Here is an 18263-nt window from a genome sequence, read left to right on the forward strand (position 1 = left end):
GTACCCGGCCGCCATCGCACGCAGGACGCAGACACAGCCGCGCCGGATGCGCCAGGGCGGTACCGGCGCGCACGCGAGGCAAGGGAGCGCGACCCCATGAAGGCAGTGACCTGGCAGGGCCATCGGGACGTACGGGTGGACGACGTGCCCGATCCGCGGATCGAGGAGCCCACGGACGCCGTCATCCGCATCACGTCCACCGGACTGTGCGGCTCCGACCTGCACCTGTACGAGGTGCTCACGCCGTTCATGACCCCGGGCGACATCCTCGGCCATGAACCGATGGGCATCGTCGAGGAGGTCGGTTCCGACGTGACGAACCTGCGGCCCGGCGACCGGGTCGTGGTGCCGTTCCAGATCGCCTGCGGGCACTGCTTCATGTGTGACACCGGGCTGCCCACCCAGTGCGAGACCACCCAGGTCCACGGCGAGGGCATGGGCGCCGCCCTGTTCGGCTACACCCGGCTGTACGGCGCCGTGCCCGGCGCGCAGGCCGAGTATCTGCGGGTCCCGCAGGCGCAGTTCGGCCCGATCAAGGTGCCCGACGGCCCGTCGGACGACCGATTCGTCTATCTCTCGGACGTGCTGCCCACCGCCTGGCAGGCCGTCGAGTACGCGGCGATCCCGCCCGGCGGCACGGTCGCGGTCCTCGGCCTGGGGCCCATCGGCGACATGTCCTGCCGGATCGCCCTCGCCCGGGGCGCCGAGCGGGTGTTCGGCATCGACCTGGTGCCGGAGCGGCTCGCCCGGGCCAAGCGGCGCGGTGTCCAGACGTACGACCTCAGGGCCTTCGACGACGAGAAGGCGCTGGTGGAGGCGATCCGCGAGGAGACCTCGGGCCGGGGCCCGGACGCCGTGATCGACGCGGTCGGCACGGAGGCGCACGGCAGCGCCGCCGCGAAGCTCGCCCAGACGGCCACCGCCATGATGCCGCGCAAGATCGCCGCGCCCTTCGCGGAACGCTTCAGCATCGACCGGCTCGCCGCGCTCCACACAGCCATCGACCTGGTCCGCCGCGGCGGGACCATCTCGCTGAGCGGTGTGTACGGCGGCATGGCCGACCCGATGCCGCTGCTCACCCTTTTCGACAAGCAGATCCAGATGCGCATGGGTCAGGCCAACGTCCGCCGCTGGACCGACGACATCCTGCCCTACCTCACCGACCAGGACCCGCTCGGCGTCGACGACTTCGCCACCCACCGGGTGCCGCTCGCCGAGGCACCGCACGCCTACGAGATGTTCCAGCGCAAGCAGGACGGCGCCGTCAAGGTGCTCATGCAGCCCTGAGCGGAGGCCGGCCGCGGTCGCCGGGTCACTCCCTCTCGCCGAGGATCTCGGCGAGGTCGTAGCGCACCGGCTCCTCCAGCTGGGCGTAGGTGCAGCTCTCCGGCGTACGGTCCGGGCGCCAGCGGCGGAAGCGGGCCGTGTGCCGGAACCGCTGCCCGTTCTCCATGTGGTCGTACGCCACCTCCGCGACCCGCTCCGGCCGCAGCGGCACCCACGACAGGTCCTTCTTGCCGGACCAGCGGCTCGGTGCCCCCGGCAGCCGGGCCGTCTCGTGGGCGGCCTCGTCCGACCAGGCCGCCCACGGGTGCCCCCGCACGTCGTCCATCCGCAGCGGTTCCAGCTCCTCGATCAGCTCCGCCCGCCGCTTCATGGGGAAGGCGGCCGACACGCCCACGTGCTGGAGCCTGCCCTCCTCGTCGTGGAGCCCGAGCAGCAGCGAGCCGACGACCGGCCCGCTCTTGTGGAGGCGGTACCCGGCCACCACGACGTCCGCCGTCCGCTCGTGTTTGATCTTGAACATGGCCCGCTCGTCCTGGAGGTAGCGCAGCGTCAGCGGCTTGGCGATGACGCCGTCGAGGCCCGCGCCCTCGAACCGCTCGAACCACTGCCGGGCCAGCTCGATGTCGGTCGTCGCGGGGGCCGTGTGCACCGGCGGCGTCGACGCCGCCAATGCCCGCTCCAGCAGGGCCCGGCGCTCGGTCAGCTCCCGTCCGACCAGCGACTCGTCACCGAGGGCCAGCAGATCGAAGGCGACGAACGAGGCCGGCGTCCGTTCGGCGAGCGTCCGCACCCGCGAAGCGGCCGGGTGGATCCGCTCGGTGAGCGCGTCGAAGTCCAGCCGCCCGTTCCGGGCGATCACGATCTCCCCGTCGAGCACGCACCGCTCGGGCACCCGCTCCCTCAACGCTTCGACCAGCTCGGGGAAATACCTGGTCAGCGGCTTTCCGGTGCGGCTGCCCAGCTCGACCTCGGCGCCGTCGCGGAACACGATCGCACGGAACCCGTCCCACTTCGCCTCGTAGTGCATGTCCGGTGGGATCTTCGCCACCGACTTGGCGAGCATGGGCTTCACGGGCGGCATCACCGGCAGATCCATGCCTCGATTCTGCTCGTACCCGTCCGCCGCCGCCCGGTGTGCGAGCCGTGCGGGGGGCGCCTACCGTGGCCGCATGGGTGCTGCGGTGGAACTGGAGGTGGCCGGCCGGACCGTACGGCTGTCCAGCCCCGACAAGGTCTTCTTCCCGGAACCGGGCTACACCAAGCTGGACCTGGCCCGCTACTACGCCGCCGTGGCGCCCGGCATCCTCCGCGCCCTGCGCAACCGCCCCACCACCCTGGAGCGCTACCCGGACGGCGTCGGCGGCGAGTGGTTCTACCAGAAGCGCGCCCCCAAGGGCATGCCCGACTGGATCCCGACCGCCCACATCACCTTCCCCAGCGGGCGCAGCGCCGACGAGATGTGCCCCACCGAGGAGGCGGCCGTGGTGTGGGCCGCCCAGTACGGCACCCTCACCTTCCACCCCTGGCCGGTGCGCGCCACCGACGTGGACCACCCCGACGAACTCCGCATCGACCTCGACCCGCAGCCGGGCACCGACTATGACGACGCCGTCCGTGCCGCCCACGAACTGCGCGCCGTGCTGGAGGAGTTCGGCGGGCTGCGCGGCTGGCCCAAGACCTCCGGCGGCCGGGGTCTGCACGTCTTCGTGCCGATCGAACCCCGCTGGACCTTCACCCAGGTGCGCCGCGCCGCGATCGCCGTCGGCCGGGAGATGGAACGCCGGATGCCCGAGCAGGTCACCATCAAGTGGTGGAAGGAGGAACGGGGGCGCCGTATCTTCCTGGACTACAACCAGACGGCACGCGACCGCACCATCGCCTCCGCCTACTCCGTGCGTCCCCGCCCGAACGCGTCCGTCTCGGCCCCCCTGCGCTGGGACGAGGTCGGCGTGGCGCACCCGGCCGACTTCGACCTCGCCACGATGCCGGCCCGCTTCGCCGAACTCGGCGACGTGCACGCCGACATGGACGACCACGCCTACTCCCTGGACGCCCTGCTGGAACTGGCCCGCCGGGACGAACACGACCACGGTCTGGGCGACCTGCCGTACCCGCCGGAGTACCCGAAGATGCCGGGCGAACCGAAGCGGGTCCAGCCGAGCCGGGCGAGGCGCGAGCCGACGTCCTAGCCGGACCCGGCATCGGTTCCCCCGCAACGGCGTGCCCGGCCCGCGGTTATCCTGACCGGCAGCCGCCGATGAGGAGTCCCGAAGTGACCGAGGCAGTGTCGCGTCCCACGCTGGAGGCCGTGGCCGCCCGGGCCGGGGTGTCCCGGGCCACCGTGTCACGGGTGGTCAACGGCGGGGACGGGGTGCGCGAGCCGCTGGCCGAGCGGGTGCGGCAGGCCGTGGCGGAACTGGGGTACGTCCCCAACCAGGCGGCGCGCAGCCTGGTCACCAAGCGGCACCACGCCGTCGCCGTCGTCATCGCCGAACCGGAGACGAGGGTCTTCGCCGACCCCTTCTTCGCCCTGCAACTGCGCGGCATCAGCAAGGAGCTGACCGCGCACGACAACCAGCTCGTCCTGCTGCTCACCGAGGGCCGGGCCGACCACGCGCGCGTCGCCCGGTACCTCGCCGGAGGCCACGTCGACGGCGCGCTGGTCTTCTCGCTGCACCTGGACGACCCGCTGCCCGGCCTGATCCGCACGGCGGGCGTGCCCACCGTCTTCGGCGGCCGGCCCGACTTCAGCGACGGCACGCCCGGCCCGGTGTACGTCGACAGCGACAACCGGGGAGGTGCCCGTACGGCCGTACGGCACCTCGTGGACCTCGGGCGCCGGCGCGTCGCGCACATCACCGGCGCGCTGGACCAGACCTCGGCGGTGGACCGGCTCGACGGGTACCGGGACGTCATGGACGAGGTGATGGGCGGCGGCGATCCCCGGCTGGTCGAGGAGAGCGACTTCACGCCGGCCGGCGGCGAACGCGCAATGCGCGCCCTCCTCGACCGCTGCCCGGACGTGGACGCCGTGTTCGCCGCCAACGACCTCACCGCGCTCGGCGCCCTGCGCGTGCTGCGCCGCAACGGCCGGCGGGTGCCCGAGGACGTGGCCGTCATCGGTTTCGACGACATGGTGCCCGTCACCGAGGAGGCCGATCCGCCGCTGACGACCGTCCGCCAGGACATCGAGGAGATGGGCCGGCTGATGGCCCGTCTGCTGCTGCGGGGCGGCCCGCCCGCCGGCCGGGACGGAACCCCCGCGCCGGGCTCGGACACCCGGGCGGAACCGGACGAGCCGTCGGGCGAGGACGGCGGCGTGATCCTGCCGACGACACTGGTCCGCCGCGCCTCCGCCTAGGGTCTGTCGTGCGGATCAGGCCGGCTTGATCCGCACGACGGGCCCTGGCCGCCGCGCGTTCCGTGGCCGCCCGCGGCCGGTCGCCTCAGCTCTGCGGTGAGTCGCTGCGGATCACCGCGAAACGCACCCCTTGCGGGTCGGCCAGCTTGGCCATGCGGCCCACGCCCTCCACGGACGTCGCGGGCGTCCGCACCGTCCCGCCGAGCCGCCGCGCCTGCTCGACCACGGCGTCGGTGTCCTCCACCTCGAAGTACGGCAGCCAGTGCGGCCCCGCCGCCACCTCGTCCGGGGCGTCGGCCATCGGCACCATGCCGCCGAACATCGCGTCCTCCCCGCCGGCGGCCGGATTGACGCAGGTGTAGGTCCCGCCGGGGAAGGGCATGCCCGAGGTCTCCAGGCGGAGCACCTTGTAGTAGAACGCGGCGGCGGCCGCGATGTCCGGCGTGTACAGCTCCACCCAGCACAGCCCGCCCGGCTCGTCCGCCATGTCCACGCCCTTGGTCCGCCCGGGCTGCCAGAGCCCGAACGGCGCGCCCGCCTGGTCGGCGAGGACCGCCATGCGGCCCTGGCCCATCACGTCCATGGGCGGGACCAGCACCCGGCCGTGCGCCTGTTCGGCCGCCTCGGCGGTGGCCTGCGCGTCCTCGCTCTGGAAGTACACCGTCCAGCTCGGCGGCCCCTGGTCGGGGCCGGTCCGCATGCCGCCCGCGACGGTCCTGCCCTCCAGCTGGAAGAAGCCGTAGCCCCCCGCGTCCGGACCCGCGGACCGGAACTCCCAGCCGAACAGGCCGCCGTAGAAGGCGAGGGCGCCGTCGAGGTCGGAGGTGCCGATGTCGATCCAGTTCGGAGCGCCGTCGACGAAACGGGTGGTGAGCATCTTCGCCCTCCTCGGAAGGGGTCCCGGCTGCCGCACTGCCGAGTCTGGCACCGCCCACCGACAATCGCTGCCGGACCGGCGCGACGCGCCGGAACACGCCCCGGGTCACCGTGGGTGACCGGACATGCCCGCACCGTTTTCGCCGTCGCCCCGCGCGCCGCCGTGCGCGGCCGTGTCACCGGGGAGCATCATCGGGACGGCCGGCGGCCCAGGACGTCGTTGACCCGACGTTGATCGAACGTTTTTCGCCGCACGGCACGATCCTGGCCATGCACTTCGACACGATCACCCCGGCCGACGAGACCTGGCGGGCGCAGGCCCTGTGCGCGCAGACCGGGCCGGACTTCTTCTTCCCCGAGCCGGGCAGCTCGGTACGGGACGCGAAACGAATCTGCGCCCTGTGCGAACTGCGCCCCGCGTGCCTGGACTACGCGCTCGCCAACGACGAGCGCTTCGGCGTCTGGGGCGGGCTGTCCGAGAAGGAGCGCCTCGCGCTGAGGCGCGCCTCCTCCTGACACCCGGGCGCCCGCGACGGGGCGCCCGGTGCCGGCCGGCGCGGCGTCAGCCGGCGGCGCGCGCGGCCATCCGGGCCTTGCGGGCGGCCAGCTTCTCGTCGAACTTCAGGGCCTCCGCGTCCAGGCCGCCCAGGAACAGACCGAGTTCCTCCTGCGCCTTGAGCCCCTCGGGGCCGAGGCCGTCGATCTCCATGATCTTCAGGAAGCGCAGCACGGGCTGCAGCACGTCGTCGTGGTGGATGCGCAGGTTGTAGACCTCGCCGATCGCCATCTGCGCGGCGGCCCGCTCGAAGCCGGGGATGCCGTGACCGGGCATCCGGAAGTTCACCACGACGTCCCGGACCGCCTGCATGGTCAGGTCGGGGGCGAGCTCGAAGGCGGCCTTCAGCAGGTTGCGGTAGAAGACCATGTGCAGGTTCTCGTCGGTCGCGATGCGGGACAGCATGCGGTCGCAGACCGGGTCGCCGGACTGGTGACCGGTGTTGCGGTGCGAGATGCGGGTGGCCAGCTCCTGGAAGGCGACGTAGGCGACCGAGTGCAGCATCGAGTGCCGGTTGTCGGACTCGAAGCCCTCGCTCATGTGCGACATGCGGAACTGTTCCAGCTGGTCCGGGTCCACCGCGCGCGAGGTGAGCAGGTAGTCGCGCATCACGATGCCGTGCCGGCCCTCCTCGGCGGTCCAGCGGTGCACCCAGGTGCCCCAGGCGCCGTCGCGGCCGAAGAGCGAGGCGATCTCGTGGTGGTAGCTGGGCAGGTTGTCCTCGGTCAGCAGGTTGACCACGAGGGCGATGCGGCCGATCTCGGTGACCTTGGAGTGCTCCTTCTCCCACGCCTGCCCGTCCTCGAACAGGCCCGGGAAGTTACGGCCGTCGCTCCACGGCACGTACTCGTGCGGCATCCAGTCCTTGGCGACCTTCAGGTGCCGGTTCAGCTCGGTCTCGACCACTTCCTCCAGCGCGTACAGCAGCTTCGCGTCGGTCCAGACGGACGGGCTGCCGAGGTGAGGGGAGGTGATCGTCACGGGAACTCCAGGGGGACGCCGAGCAGGGGGAAACGGAGGGGGACGGTCCGGCGAGCGGTGCCGGGAAACCTACGAGATCGTAGGCTACGAATCCGTAGGTTACGAAGCCGTAGGTTAAGAGCACCGTAAAGATCGCTGATCAGCGGGGTCGGCCGTGGCTTCGGTAGGGCATGCCACACAGCCCCGGACCCGCAGGTCCGGGGCTGTACGAGTGACGGCGCCCCCGGGATTCAGGCGTACAACTCCCGCATCCGGACCGAGAGACAGGTCACACAACCCTCCAGCTTCTCGAACTCGCCGATGTCCACCGTGACCACCTCGTGGCCGAGGTCGGTCAGCAGCTCCGCCGTCTTGGGGGCGCTCGACGCCATCAGCAGCTTGCTGCCGCCGAGCAGGACGACGTGCGAGCCGGACTCCTCCGGCACGGACAGGAATCCGGGGAACAGCGAGGGCCGGTCCACCTTCGGGATGTGCCCGATCACCGTGCCGTCCGGCAGCGCGGTCACCGCCGACTTCAGGTGCAGCACCTTGCTCACCGGTACGGCCACCACGCGCGCGCCGAGCGGCTCGAAGGCCGCCCGCAACTGCTGCACGCCGGCCGCGTTGGTGCGCCCGCCCCGGCCGACGTACACGGTGTCGCCGACCTTCAGGACGTCCCCGCCGTCCAGGGTGCCCGGCTCCCAGATCCAGTTGACCGAGCAGCCGAGGCGGGCCACCGCCTCCTCGACGCCGGCGGTCTCCGCCCGGCGGGACTCGGCGCCCGGCCGGGTGATCAGCGCCACGTTCCGGAACATGACGACGGTGTCCTCGACGAACACCGAGTCCGGGCAGTCGTCGGCCGGTTCGACCTCGACGGTCTCCCAGCCGTGGGTGCGCAGCGCCTCGACGTACGCCTCCCACTGCTCACCGGCGAGCCCGACGTCGACCTTCTCCCGCTCGATGTGGGTCACCAGGCCTTCGGCGAGGCGGGGGCCGGGGCGGCGGACGAGGGCCTTCTTGCTGGGCACGACGGGCCTTTCGATTCGGTCGGGTCGGTCGGGTCGGTCGGGTCGGGGTGCGGCTTTCCGGTGCCGGTGACACGGCACCGGTCCGCCATCATGCAGGGCGCGCCGGGCGGGGCGACACCCCTCGTTGTCAGGCTGTGCCCCTCCTGAGACGTCAGGGACTCACGCCGGGTCCCCGATCTCCTCCTCCGTCACCTCCCTCAGTGTCCCTTCCTCCATCAGCAGCCAGCGGGTGATGCCGATCGACTCGAGGAACGGCAGGTCGTGGCTGGCCACGAGGAGGGCGCCCTCGTAACTCTCCAGGGCCGACGTCAGCTGGCGGACGCTCGCCATGTCGAGGTTGTTGGTCGGCTCGTCGAGCAGCAGCAACTGGGGCGCGGGCTCGGCGAGCATCAGTGCGGCGAGGGCCGCCCGGAACCGCTCCCCGCCCGACAGGGTCGCCGCCCGCTGGTCGGCCCGGGCGCCGCGGAACAGGAAGCGGGCCAGCCGCGCCCGGATCCGGTTGTTGGTGGCGCCCGGCGCGAACCGGGCCACGTTCTCCGCGACCGTCCGTTCGCCGTCCAGCACGTCGAGCCGCTGGGGCAGGAACCGCAGCGGTACGTGCACCAGCGCCTCGCCGGCCACCGGCGCGAGTTCCCCGGCGACCGTGCGCAGCAGCGTCGTCTTGCCCGAGCCGTTGCGGCCGACCAGCGCGATCCGCTCCGGGCCGCGCAGATCGAGGATGCCCTCGACGCGCGCCCCGTACGCCAGCTCCAGCTTCTCCAGGGTGAGGACCTGCCGGCCCGGCGGTACGGCGGTGTACGGCAGCTCGACGCGGATCTCGTCGTCGTCGCGTACGGCGTCCACCGCCTCGTCCAGTCGCTCCCGGGCCTCGGCGAGCCGCTCCTCGTGCATGATGCGGTGCTTGCCGGCGGACTCCTGGGCCGCGCGTTTGCGCGCCCCCATGACGATCTTCGGCTCGCGCTTGGACTCGAACATCTTCTGCCCGTACCGCTTCCGCCGGGCCAGCTTGACCTGGGCGTCGCTCAGTTCGCGCTTCTGCTTGCGCACGTCGGCCTCGGCGACGCGCACCATCCGTTCGGCGGCCTCCTGTTCGACGGCGAGGGCCTCCTCGTAGTCCGAGAAGTTGCCGCCGTACCAGGTGACGGCCCCGGCGCGCAGATCCGCGATCTGGTCGACCAGGTCGAGCAGTTCCCGGTCGTGGCTGACCACGACCAGCACGCCCGGCCACGCGGTGACGGCCTGGTACAGCCGGCGGCGCGCGTACAGGTCGAGGTTGTTGGTGGGCTCGTCCAGCAGCAGGACGTCGGGCCGGCGCAGCAGCAGCGCGGCGAGCCGCAGCAGCACCGATTCGCCGCCGGAGACCTCGCCGACGGTACGGTCGAGACCGATGTCGCCGAGGCCGAGCTCGCCGAGGGTGACCAGGGCGCGTTCCTCGACGTCCCAGTCGTCGCCGAGCGTCTCGAAGTGCTCCTCGGCGGTGTCGCCCGCCTCGATGGCGTGCAGCGCCGCCCGCCGTTCGGCGATGCCGAGGGCCTGGTCGACCCGGAGCGCGGTGTCGAGGGTGACGTTCTGCGGGAGGTAGCCGACCTCGCCGGTCACCTTGACGGTGCCGTCGGCCGGCGCGAGCTCCCCGGCCAGCAGTTTCAACAGGGTGGACTTGCCCGATCCGTTGACGCCGACGAGCCCGGTACGGCCGGGGCCGAAGGCGACGTCGAGGCCGTCGAACACGGCGGTGCCGTCGGGCCAGGCGAAGGACAGGGACGTGCAGGTGAGGGAAGCTGACATGGATGCCTCGCGAGGGGTGGGTGCGTTCGGGTGGACGCGTGTCGAGACACCGCGAGGCGGAAACCGAAGGGCCTGGGGCACGGAAGGAGGCCATGAAAAAAGGCCTGTGCCATGAGGACGGCTCGGACGCCGAGGTCGTACGCCACGCACACCTGACCGGTGTGAACGCGGTGTCTCAGGACCTCAGACGAGCAACGTCCTTCTCCAATCGACGGCAACAGAACCGCTCTACACCGTAGGAGAGCCGTCGGGGGCTGTCAACGCGATTACCGTCCACCCGGCGGCCGACGTACATGTCGTATTCCTGCCGGAAGCCGCGGGGCCACGGCTGCTTGGCTGGGCCCATGACGCTTCCGCACCCGCTCCACGAGACCGCTCTCGCCTTCCGCGCCCTGCACGTGCCCGGCCGGCCGCTCGTCCTGCCCAACGCCTGGGACGCGGCCAGTGCCGCCGTCGTGGCGCAGGCCGGCGCCGCGGCCGTCGCGACCACCAGCGCCGGTGTCGCCTGGGCGCTCGGTGCCGCCGACGGCGACCGGCTGGACCGGGACCGCGCGCTGGCGGCGGTCGCCCGGATCACCGCGGCCGTAAGCGTCCCGGTCAGCGCCGACATCGAGGGCGGCTACGCCGAGGACCCCGCCGGGGTCGCCGGCACCGTCCGGGCCGTGCTCGCCGCGGGCGCGGTCGGCGTCAACATCGAGGACGCCCGGTACGGCGGCGGTGGGGCGCTGCGGCCCGTCGCCGAGCAGGCCGCCCGGATCGCCGCGGTCCGCGCCGCCGCCGACCGGGCCGGGGTACCGCTGTTCGTCAACGCCCGGATCGACACGTTCCTGCGTGGCGCCGGGGGAGTGGACCACACCCTGGAGCGGGCCGCCGCCTTCCTCGCCGCGGGCGCCGACGGGATCTTCGTCCCCGGGGCCGTCGACCCGGAGACGGTCAAGGCACTGGTCGCGGGCGTCGACGGCCCGGTCAACGTGCTGCTGCTGCCCGGCGCGCCCACGGTCGCGGAGCTGGCCGCGCTGGGCGTCGCCCGGATCAGCGCGGGCTCCGGCCTCGCCGAGGCCGCCCACGCCCTGGTCCGCCGTGCCGCGCGGGAGCTGCTGGAGGAGGGCACGCACGGGTTCCTGGCCGGCGGATACCCCTACGGGGAGCTGAACGCGCTGTTCACGCGCGCGTAGCGGTCATGATTCGAGCGCGCGCGGCGGTCACGATTCACGCGCGCAGCGGTCAGGCGGCGTCGCGCATCAGCTCGGCCAGGCCGTCGTCCAGGTCGAGCTGGAGGTGTTCGAGACCGACCGGCACCAGCTCGCCGGTCGACTCCAGGAACCGCCGGATCTCGCCCGAGCGGACGTGCACGACCGCCGTGCCCTCGGGGGCGTGGAACTCCAGGACGGTGCGGTCGTAGCCGTACGGCCGCACCCGGACGTCCCCGTGGCCCTCCGGGGCCTCGAGACCGGCCGCGAGGAGCTCGCGGGAGAAGGTCCAGCACACCTCGACCCCCTCCAGGGTGGCCGGGGCCGGGAACGTCATGCGGACGGCGAACGGGTCGCTCCGGTCGTAGCGCAGCGTGGCGGGAATGCTCGGCATGCGCGGTGCGGCGGCGACGAGACGGGCCTCTACGGGCTGCTCGATGACGGTGGACAACGCCTTGCTCCCTTGTGACGGCTGGACTGCGCCCGGGTGACCGGCACCCGGCACTGGAAGAGACGACGGATTCGGCCATTGCGTGCACACGGGGAACGAGTGACCTCGGTCACCGCGTTCATGCATGGTGCGGAGCTGGAGCTTTCCCGATGGCAATGACCGTCCGATATCGCCCGTCCTGTGCGGGAGTTGGTCCTCTGGACGGCGCCGGAGGCATGGACTAGCTTCGCCCGCCATGAGGCGCTTGGGAAGCACGCGACGCGAGGGACGGGCCGGCAGGCTGCTGGCGGCGGGAGCGGCCTGCGGGGCGGCGCTGGCCGCGCTGACGGTCCCGGCGGCCGAGGCCGGGCAGCTCAGGGTGCACGGCACCGGCCCCGCGGGGGTGCACTGGGCGGTGAAGGACTCCGGCGCCCCGCAGGTCCGCTTCCGGGGGCTCGCGGCCGTCGACCGGAACACCGCCTGGCTCGCCGGGACCGGCGGCACCGTGCTGCGCACCACGGACGGCGGAGCGAGCTGGCGGAACGTCTCTCCGCCGGGAGCGTCCGACCTCCAGTTCCGGGACGTGGAGGCCTACGACGCACGGCACGCGGTGGCGCTCGCCATCGGCGAGGGCGAGGCGTCCCGGGTCTACCGCACCGCCGACGGCGGCAGGACCTGGACCGAGTCCTTCCGCAACACCGACCCGAAGGCCTTCTACGACTGCCTCGCCTTCTTCGACCACCGCCACGGGCTCGCCATGAGCGACCCGGTGGACGGCCGGTTCCGCATCCTGTCCACGAGCGACGGCGGCCGCTCCTGGCGGGTGCTCCCCGCCCGGGGCATGCCACCGGCCCTGGACGGCGAGGCGGGGTTCGCCGCGAGCGGCCAGTGCCTGGTCACCGCGGGGCCGCGGGACGTCTGGCTGGCCACCGGCGGCGGCGCCCGCGCGCGCGTGCTGCACTCCGCCGACCGCGGACTGACCTGGCGGGCCGCCGACGCGCCGGTACCGGCCGGCGATCCCGCCAAGGGGGTCTTCGCGCTCGCCTTCCGCGACCGCCGCCACGGCCTCGCGGTCGGCGGCGACTACCGTCCCGACCAGCCGTCCCCACGGGCCGCCGCCGTCACCGGCGACGGGGCCGCACCTGGCGGGCCGCCGCGACACCGCCGCCCGCCTACCGCTCCGGCGCCGCCTGGCTCCCGCACAGCCGCGCCGCCGCGCTCGCCGTCGGCCCCACCGGCACCGACCTGACCACCGACGGCGGCCGCACCTGGCGGACGGTCGACACCGGCTCCTACGACACCGTGGACTGCGCGCCCGATCTCGGCTGCTGGGCGGCCGGCGAGCAGGGCGGAGTGGCCCGTCTCGAACGCTGACCGGGGGGCCCGCGGGGGCGCCGAGGTAAGCCCGCGAAAGCCGGGTACTCGTTTCCCACCGCAAAGGAAGGGAGCGATCATGCCAGCCGGTTCCAGCCCCAAGCGCGAGCGCCAGTACGAGCACATCAAGAAGAGCGCGCAGGACCGCGGCGAGAGCACCGGGCGCGCCGAGGAGATCGCCGCGCGCACGGTCAACAAGGAACGCGCCCGCTCCGGTGAGTCCAGGACCGCCAGCCGCAGCTCGACGCAGGACATGTCGTCCGGCAGGCGCGGCGGTCAGCGGTCGGGCAACCGTGAGGGCCCGCAGGGCCCGACGCGCGACCAGCTGTACAACGAGGCCAAGCAGCGCGGCATCGAGGGCCGTTCGCACATGAACAAGGACGAGCTCCAGCGCGCGCTGGACAGGAAGAAGGGCTGAGCCGGCGGCTCAGTCCAGGGTCTGCCGGTGGCGCGCCAGTTCGGGCGCCGTCTTCGTGGCGATGAACTCGGTGACGCGGTACGCGCACACACCGGCGACGGTGAACGGGTCGCCCGCGACGATCTCCTCGATGCCGGCCCGGTCCCCCGCGACGGCGAGGATCACCCCGCCGTCGCGGGGGTTCTTGCGTCCGGACGCCAGGAAGAGGCCTTTCTCGTACTGCTCCTCCAGCCAGGCCACGTGGTCGGGCAGCAGCGCGTCCACGGCGTCGAGCGGCGCGGTGTAGGTGAGTTCCAGCACGAACATGATCACGAGCCTACCCCCGGGCCGCGGCGGCGGTCCGGGCAACCGTACAGTCGAGGGCACCATGACGACCGTAGGCGTACCCGCGGGCTGGCCCGCGACCGAGGAAGAGGCCCGCGCCGTACAGGACGAACTGCGGGGCCGGGTGGTGCTCGACGAGCCCGGGCCGCCGCCCGGGACGGGCCGGGTCACCGGGGTCGACGTGGCCTACGACGACGAACGCGACCTGGTCGCGGCGGCGGCGGTCGTCCTCGACGCCGCCACCCTCGAGGTCGTCGCCGAGGCGACGGCCGTGGGCCGGGTCTCCTTCCCCTACGTGCCGGGCCTCCTCGCCTTCCGGGAGATCCCCACCGTACGGGCCGCCCTGGACGCCCTGCCGTGCCCGCCGGACCTGGTGGTGTGCGACGGCTACGGCCTCGCCCACCCGCGCCGCTTCGGCCTCGCGAGCCACCTGGGCGTCCTCACCGGTCTGCCGACCATCGGCGTCGCCAAGAACCCGTTCACCTTCACCCATGACGACCCGGCTGGGGCGCGGGGCGGCTCCAGCCCTCTGCTGGCCGGGACCGAGGAGGTCGGCCGCGCCCTGCGTACCCGGGACGGCGTCAAGCCGGTGTTCGTCTCGGTCGGTCACCGGGTGAGCCTGGACAACGCCCTCGCGCACACGCTGGCGCTGACCCCCCGCTACCGGTTGCCGGAGACCACGCGCAGGGCGGACGCCCTGTGCCGCCGCGCCCTCCGCGAGGCGGTGGGGACCCGGGCGGCGGGGGACGTCCGGGACGCGCCGACGGCCTCCTGACACCGCCGAAGGCACGAAACCCGCGCCCACTCCGTCTCGTCGGGCTCCTCCACCCGGCCCGGCGCCCCCTCCTCCGGCCCCGCCGGCCCCGGGCTGCCGACTCGCCGGATCCGGGCCCGCTACCGGCTCGCCGCCACCCGGAAGGTGATGCCGGCGGCGCGCAGCCGGCCGATCAGGGCGTCGCCCATCGCCTGCGCCGTGGTGACCTGGCCGGCCGTCGGCGGGAGGTCGTCGAAGACCAGGCTGAGCGCCGCCTCGGCGAACATCTTCGCCGTCTCGTCGTAGCCCGGGTCGCCGCCCGCGACCTCCGTGAACACGCGCCGTCCGCCGCCCTCGCCGACGAAGCGCACCCTGAACCAGCTCCGCGCCCGCTTCTCCGGGCTCGGTCCGTCCCCAGGCCTGAGCCGGTCCGACAGCCAGCGGCGGGCGGGCGGCACCTGGGCGGCGGCGGCCACCGCGCCCAGGGCGGCGACCCCGCCGAGGGCGACCGGGAGGTGCCGCACGGCGGCATGGTGCCGGTAGCGGAAGTCGGGGCCGTACCGCTCCAGCGCCCGCGCCGAACGCCGCACGATCTGCGGGTCGACGGTCGGCAGCGGCAGCGCCCACGCGCCCAGCTCCCCGACGAACCTCGGCGGGCCCGCGGGCGCGGTCACCCGGCGTGCCGGCAGCCGCGGCTCGTGCCGGTACCGCTCACGGGCGGCGGCGCGCATCGGCCGGCCACGCGCGATCTGGTTCAGCGCGGAGGCGAGGGTGCCGCCCGAGAACGCCGCGTCGGCGGTCACGTACCCGTCCACCGTCAGCGGCACGTCCGGCGGCAGCTGCAGCACCGTGAAGTACGCGCCGAGGTCGTGGGGCACGGAGTCGAAGCCGCAGGCGTGCAGCAGGCGGGCACCCGTCTCACGCGCGCGTGCGTCGTGCCGTACGTACATGAGGTCGACGAACTCCGGCTCGCCGGTGAGGTCCAGGTAGTCGGTGCCGGCGTCCGCGCAGGCGGCGACCAGTTCCTCGCCGTGGAGCACGTAGGGCCCGACGGTCGTGGCCACCACGCGCGCGTGCTCGGCGAGGGCGCGCAGGGAGGCCGGTTCGTCCACGTCCGCGCGCAGGACACCGACGTCGGTGCCGCCGCTGCCGCCGGCCAGGCGTTCCCGGAGCCGTTCCAGCTTCCGTGCGTCGCGCCCGGCCACCGCCCAGCGCAGCTCCTTCGGCGCGTGCGCGGCGAGATACTCCGCGGTGAGCGTGCCGACGAAGCCCGTGGCTCCGAAGAGCACGAGGTCATAGGGACGGTCCGTCCGGTTTAGCCTGCTCATGACACCCCTCGCTGTGTGCGGCCCGCGCCACTGTGGTGGCAGAGGCTAGCGCGCGGTGTACCCCGCCGGGCGGAGGGGTACCGCACGGCCGGTTCACACCGGGGGCCGCGGGTCGTACTGGATGCCGCGCCGCACCTCGCGCGCCCGCTCGGGCGACGCCAGCCGGGCCACCAGGTGCAGGGCCATGTCGATGCCCGCGGAGATGCCCGCGGAGGTGACCACGTCACCGTCGTCGACGAACCGCTCGCCGGCCCGTACGTCGATCGTCGGATCGAGTTCCGCCAGCAGGTCCAACGACGCCCAGTGGGTGGTCGCCGGGCGCCCGGCCAGCAGTCCGGCCGCCGCGAAGACCAGCGAGCCGGTGCACACGCTCGTCATCAGGGGCACCGACCGGCGCTGGGCGCGGACCCACTCCAGGTGCGCCTCGTCGGCGAGCTGGGGGCGGGTCCCCCGGCCGCCCGGATGCAGCAGCACGTCCAGGTCCGGCATCCGGGCCGTCGCACCGTGCGCCGCGACGGTGAGCCCCTTCGCACAGGTCACGGGCTCTCCGTCGGCGGAGAAGCAGAACACCTGCCAGCCGTCCCCGGCGAAGGTGCGTGTCCAGTACGACAGGACCTCCCACGGGCCGACGGCGTCGAGCTCCTCGACACCCGGGAACAGAAGGATTCCGATACTCCGCAGATCCGCGTCGGCCATGACCCGATCCAAGCAGCCCGGTCCCGTCCGCGCGCGCCACGCGACCGGGGGCCGCGTGAGTCCGTACCCGCCGGCCGAACTGCGGGGCCCGGCGGGCGGACGGACAATGGTGCCGGCGGGGTTCTCGCCCTGCCGGTCCTCATCGCAGGCGCACACGGACCCGTGTCCCACGCCCCCGCAGCCCGCCCGGACGTCGTGCCCGAGTCCGTCCGCCACGCGCGGGAACAGGGGTGTTCGATCATGGGCGGTATCGGCAGTGCGGCTCTGGAGAGCCTGCGCGGGGCGCTGCGGGGACAGGTCCTCGCTCCGGGAGACCCCGGCTACGACGAGGCCCGCGTCATCTACAACGCCATGATCGACCGGCGTCCGGCGGCGATCGCCGGATGCGTCGACGTGGCCGACGTCCGGACGGTGATCGCCTTCGCCCAGGACACCGGGGTGGACCTGGCGGTGCGCGGCGGCGGACACAGCGGTCCGGGACTGTGCGTGGCCGACGGCGCGCTGACGCTGGACCTGGCCCCGATGCGCTGGGCGGACGTCTCCCCGCGGACGAGCACGGTGCGGGTGGGCGGCGGCAGCCTGCTCGGCGATCTCGACCACGCGGCACACACCTTCGGCCTGGCCACTCCGGCCGGGATCGTGTCGACCACCGGAGTCGGCGGTCTCACCCTCGGCGGCGGGCACGGGCATCTGACCCGCAGGTACGGCCTGACCATCGACAACCTGCTGTCGGCCGACGTGGTCCTCGCCGACGGCACGTTCGTCACCGCGTCCGAGGAGGAGCATCCGGACCTGTTCTGGGCCCTGCGGGGTGGCGGGGGCAACTTCGGCGTGGTCACCTCGTTCACCTTCCGGCTGCACCCCGTGGACACCGTCGGCGTCGCGCTGACCGTCTGGCCCGTCGACCGCACCCGCGAAGTCCTCCAGTGGTACCGCGAGTTCCTGCCCTCCGCGCCGACCGAGCTCACCGGCTTCTACGCCCTGCTGGCGGTGCCGCCCGGGCCGCCCTTCCCCGAGGCGATCCACGGACGGAAGATGTGCGGCGTCGTGTGGTGCTACACGGGCGACCTGGCGGGGGACCGGCTGGAGAAGGTGCTGACGGTCGTCAACGCGCCCGGGCCGCCGGCGTTCCACTTCACCGCCCCCATGCCCTACCCCGCCCTGCAGTCCCTGTTCGACGACCTGATGCCGACGGGGCTGCAGTGGTACTGGCGCGGCGACTTCTTCGACGCCGTCTGCGACGACGCGATCGCCGTGCACGAGAAGTACGGCCAGAACCTGCCCACCGGCCTGTCCACGATGCACCTGTACCCGGTCGACGGGGCCGCCCACCGGGTCGCCGCCGACGAGACGGCCTGGGCCTACCGGAACGCCATGTGGTCCGGCGTCATCGCGGGCATCGACCCCGATCCCGCCAACGCCGACCTGGTCCGCCAGTGGTGCGTCGACTACTGGACCGACCTGCACCCGTACTCCATGGGCGGCGCCTACATCAACTTCCTCGGCGAGGAGGAGAGCGCCGACCGGGTCCGGGGGACGTACCGCGACCACTTCGACCGGCTCGCCGCGGTCAAGCGCACGTACGACCCCGGAAACTTCTTCCACGCCAACCAGAACATCCCGCCCGCCGCGCCGTGAGCCCGGCTCGCCGCCGACGCCCGCCGGGCGCCCTCCCGGGAAGAAGTGGTGGTCCGGCTGGAGGAGTTCCCTTCGATCGCCGATGCGGCAGTGCTGTCGGTCCACCTGAATGACGAGGCGGTCCCGAAGGCCGCCGAGCCGCGTTGGCGAAACGGCGTGGATCAAAGCCGGCGCATGACCCAGCTGTGCAGCGACATCGCCGGGCGAGGTCGCCATTAGGTCAGCTCCGCCGGCAAGCCGTGTCGGAGATCGGAGCCG

The 18263-nt window shown here is 73.3% G+C and carries 18 protein-coding genes and 1 pseudogene; 10 read left to right on the top strand and 9 right to left on the bottom strand.

Going from position 1 to position 18263, the window contains the following annotated elements; translation table 11 throughout:
• Positions 1-96 precede the first annotated feature (96 nt).
• Complete coding sequence (locus tag N8I86_RS31145) at positions 97-1287, top strand: zinc-dependent alcohol dehydrogenase (RefSeq protein ID WP_263279255.1); 1191 nt, start codon at positions 97-99, stop codon at positions 1285-1287.
• A 25-nt stretch (positions 1288-1312) separates the two neighbouring features.
• Here N8I86_RS31145 and N8I86_RS31150 read toward each other — a convergent pair whose 3' ends face one another.
• On the bottom strand, positions 1313-2383 hold the full coding sequence (locus N8I86_RS31150; protein WP_073891549.1) for an ATP-dependent DNA ligase: 1071 nt from the start codon (positions 2381-2383) through the stop codon (positions 1313-1315).
• A 73-nt stretch (positions 2384-2456) separates the two neighbouring features.
• Here N8I86_RS31150 and ligD point away from each other — a divergent pair, with 73 nt between their 5' ends.
• Together ligD and N8I86_RS31160 are read left to right on the top strand one after the other, a co-directional pair.
• On the top strand, positions 2457-3476 hold the full coding sequence (ligD, locus tag N8I86_RS31155; protein WP_263279256.1) for a non-homologous end-joining DNA ligase: 1020 nt from the start codon (positions 2457-2459) through the stop codon (positions 3474-3476).
• 83 nt (positions 3477-3559) lie between these two features.
• A complete protein-coding gene (locus tag N8I86_RS31160) occupies positions 3560-4648 on the top strand; it encodes a LacI family DNA-binding transcriptional regulator (RefSeq protein ID WP_263279257.1) in 1089 nt (362 codons plus the stop codon).
• Between the two features lie 85 nt (positions 4649-4733).
• Here the strand turns inward: N8I86_RS31160 and N8I86_RS31165 are convergent, their stop codons facing one another.
• Positions 4734-5525, bottom strand: coding sequence for a VOC family protein (locus N8I86_RS31165; RefSeq protein WP_263279258.1), 792 nt, complete (start codon positions 5523-5525; stop codon positions 4734-4736).
• Positions 5526-5794: 269 nt separating this feature from the next.
• On the opposite strand from N8I86_RS31165, the gene N8I86_RS31170 reads away from it, so the two are divergent.
• The gene (locus N8I86_RS31170) at positions 5795-6040 is read left to right on the top strand and encodes a WhiB family transcriptional regulator (protein ID WP_263279259.1); all 246 of its coding nucleotides are present in this window, start codon (positions 5795-5797) and stop codon (positions 6038-6040) included.
• 46 nt (positions 6041-6086) lie between these two features.
• On the opposite strand, the gene N8I86_RS31175 is transcribed toward N8I86_RS31170, so the two are convergent.
• From N8I86_RS31175 to N8I86_RS31185, 3 genes are all read right to left on the bottom strand, one after another.
• Complete coding sequence (locus N8I86_RS31175) at positions 6087-7061, bottom strand: acyl-ACP desaturase (RefSeq protein ID WP_263279260.1); 975 nt, start codon at positions 7059-7061, stop codon at positions 6087-6089.
• A 230-nt stretch (positions 7062-7291) separates the two neighbouring features.
• Positions 7292-8068 (bottom strand): dimethylargininase, encoded by a 777-nt coding sequence (gene ddaH / locus N8I86_RS31180; RefSeq protein ID WP_073891539.1) that lies wholly within the window; start codon positions 8066-8068, stop codon positions 7292-7294.
• 159 nt (positions 8069-8227) lie between these two features.
• Positions 8228-9853 (bottom strand): ABC-F family ATP-binding cassette domain-containing protein, encoded by a 1626-nt coding sequence (locus N8I86_RS31185; protein ID WP_123440326.1) that lies wholly within the window; start codon positions 9851-9853, stop codon positions 8228-8230.
• Between the two features lie 344 nt (positions 9854-10197).
• Between N8I86_RS31185 and N8I86_RS31190 the strand changes: the two genes are divergently transcribed.
• Positions 10198-11028, top strand: coding sequence for an isocitrate lyase/PEP mutase family protein (locus tag N8I86_RS31190; RefSeq protein WP_073891535.1), 831 nt, complete (start codon positions 10198-10200; stop codon positions 11026-11028).
• Positions 11029-11077: 49 nt separating this feature from the next.
• Here N8I86_RS31190 and N8I86_RS31195 read toward each other — a convergent pair whose 3' ends face one another.
• Entirely contained in the window at positions 11078-11494 is a 417-nt protein-coding gene (locus N8I86_RS31195) for a spore wall synthesis regulator SsgD (protein ID WP_073891533.1), read from the bottom strand.
• Between the two features lie 235 nt (positions 11495-11729).
• Between N8I86_RS31195 and N8I86_RS31200 the strand changes: the two are divergent.
• Positions 11730-12847 (top strand): annotated as a pseudogene (locus N8I86_RS31200) (WD40/YVTN/BNR-like repeat-containing protein).
• A gap of 79 nt (positions 12848-12926) precedes the next feature.
• Positions 12927-13265 carry a plasmid stabilization protein gene (locus N8I86_RS31205; RefSeq protein ID WP_073891531.1) on the top strand — a complete coding sequence of 113 codons (339 nt, stop codon included), beginning with the start codon at positions 12927-12929 and terminating at the stop codon, positions 13263-13265.
• A gap of 9 nt (positions 13266-13274) precedes the next feature.
• Here the strand turns inward: N8I86_RS31205 and N8I86_RS31210 are convergent, their stop codons facing one another.
• On the bottom strand, positions 13275-13571 hold the full coding sequence (locus tag N8I86_RS31210; RefSeq protein WP_073892128.1) for a YciI family protein: 297 nt from the start codon (positions 13569-13571) through the stop codon (positions 13275-13277).
• 61 nt (positions 13572-13632) lie between these two features.
• On the opposite strand from N8I86_RS31210, the gene N8I86_RS31215 reads away from it, so the two are divergent.
• The gene (locus N8I86_RS31215; protein ID WP_123440328.1) at positions 13633-14364 is read left to right on the top strand and encodes an endonuclease V; all 732 of its coding nucleotides are present in this window, start codon (positions 13633-13635) and stop codon (positions 14362-14364) included.
• A 119-nt stretch (positions 14365-14483) separates the two neighbouring features.
• Here the strand turns inward: N8I86_RS31215 and N8I86_RS31220 are convergent, their stop codons facing one another.
• Positions 14484-15671 carry a saccharopine dehydrogenase family protein gene (locus N8I86_RS31220; RefSeq protein ID WP_263279261.1) on the bottom strand — a complete coding sequence of 396 codons (1188 nt, stop codon included), beginning with the start codon at positions 15669-15671 and terminating at the stop codon, positions 14484-14486.
• Positions 15672-15764: 93 nt separating this feature from the next.
• Entirely contained in the window at positions 15765-16367 is a 603-nt protein-coding gene (locus N8I86_RS31225) for a DJ-1/PfpI family protein (protein WP_198960362.1), read from the bottom strand.
• Between the two features lie 240 nt (positions 16368-16607).
• On the opposite strand from N8I86_RS31225, the gene N8I86_RS31230 reads away from it, so the two are divergent.
• Together N8I86_RS31230 and N8I86_RS31235 are read left to right on the top strand one after the other, a co-directional pair.
• A complete protein-coding gene (locus N8I86_RS31230) occupies positions 16608-18005 on the top strand; it encodes an FAD-binding oxidoreductase (RefSeq protein WP_263280177.1) in 1398 nt (465 codons plus the stop codon).
• 48 nt (positions 18006-18053) lie between these two features.
• A complete protein-coding gene (locus tag N8I86_RS31235; RefSeq protein WP_263279262.1) occupies positions 18054-18224 on the top strand; it encodes a hypothetical protein in 171 nt (56 codons plus the stop codon).
• The last annotated feature ends 39 nt before the right edge of the window (positions 18225-18263 follow it).

The sequence above is a fragment of the Streptomyces albidicamelliae genome (assembly GCF_025642175.1).
In the GTDB taxonomy this organism is placed as follows: domain Bacteria; phylum Actinomycetota; class Actinomycetes; order Streptomycetales; family Streptomycetaceae; genus Streptomyces; species Streptomyces albidocamelliae.

Coding starts and splice junctions, on each gene's coding strand:
- ligD (WP_263279256.1), top strand. CDS start 2,457: ATGGGTGCTGCGGTGGAACTGGAGGTGGCCGGCCGGACCGTACGGCTG.
- N8I86_RS31185 (WP_123440326.1), bottom strand. CDS start 9,853: ATGTCAGCTTCCCTCACCTGCACGTCCCTGTCCTTCGCCTGGCCCGAC.
- N8I86_RS31190 (WP_073891535.1), top strand. CDS start 10,198: ATGACGCTTCCGCACCCGCTCCACGAGACCGCTCTCGCCTTCCGCGCC.
- N8I86_RS31205 (WP_073891531.1), top strand. CDS start 12,927: ATGCCAGCCGGTTCCAGCCCCAAGCGCGAGCGCCAGTACGAGCACATC.
- N8I86_RS31150 (WP_073891549.1), bottom strand. CDS start 2,383: ATGGATCTGCCGGTGATGCCGCCCGTGAAGCCCATGCTCGCCAAGTCG.
- N8I86_RS31220 (WP_263279261.1), bottom strand. CDS start 15,671: ATGAGCAGGCTAAACCGGACGGACCGTCCCTATGACCTCGTGCTCTTC.
- N8I86_RS31165 (WP_263279258.1), bottom strand. CDS start 5,525: ATGCTCACCACCCGTTTCGTCGACGGCGCTCCGAACTGGATCGACATC.
- N8I86_RS31230 (WP_263280177.1), top strand. CDS start 16,608: ATGGGCGGTATCGGCAGTGCGGCTCTGGAGAGCCTGCGCGGGGCGCTG.
- N8I86_RS31225 (WP_198960362.1), bottom strand. CDS start 16,367: ATGGCCGACGCGGATCTGCGGAGTATCGGAATCCTTCTGTTCCCGGGT.
- N8I86_RS31145 (WP_263279255.1), top strand. CDS start 97: ATGAAGGCAGTGACCTGGCAGGGCCATCGGGACGTACGGGTGGACGAC.
- N8I86_RS31170 (WP_263279259.1), top strand. CDS start 5,795: ATGCACTTCGACACGATCACCCCGGCCGACGAGACCTGGCGGGCGCAG.
- N8I86_RS31210 (WP_073892128.1), bottom strand. CDS start 13,571: ATGTTCGTGCTGGAACTCACCTACACCGCGCCGCTCGACGCCGTGGAC.
- N8I86_RS31215 (WP_123440328.1), top strand. CDS start 13,633: ATGACGACCGTAGGCGTACCCGCGGGCTGGCCCGCGACCGAGGAAGAG.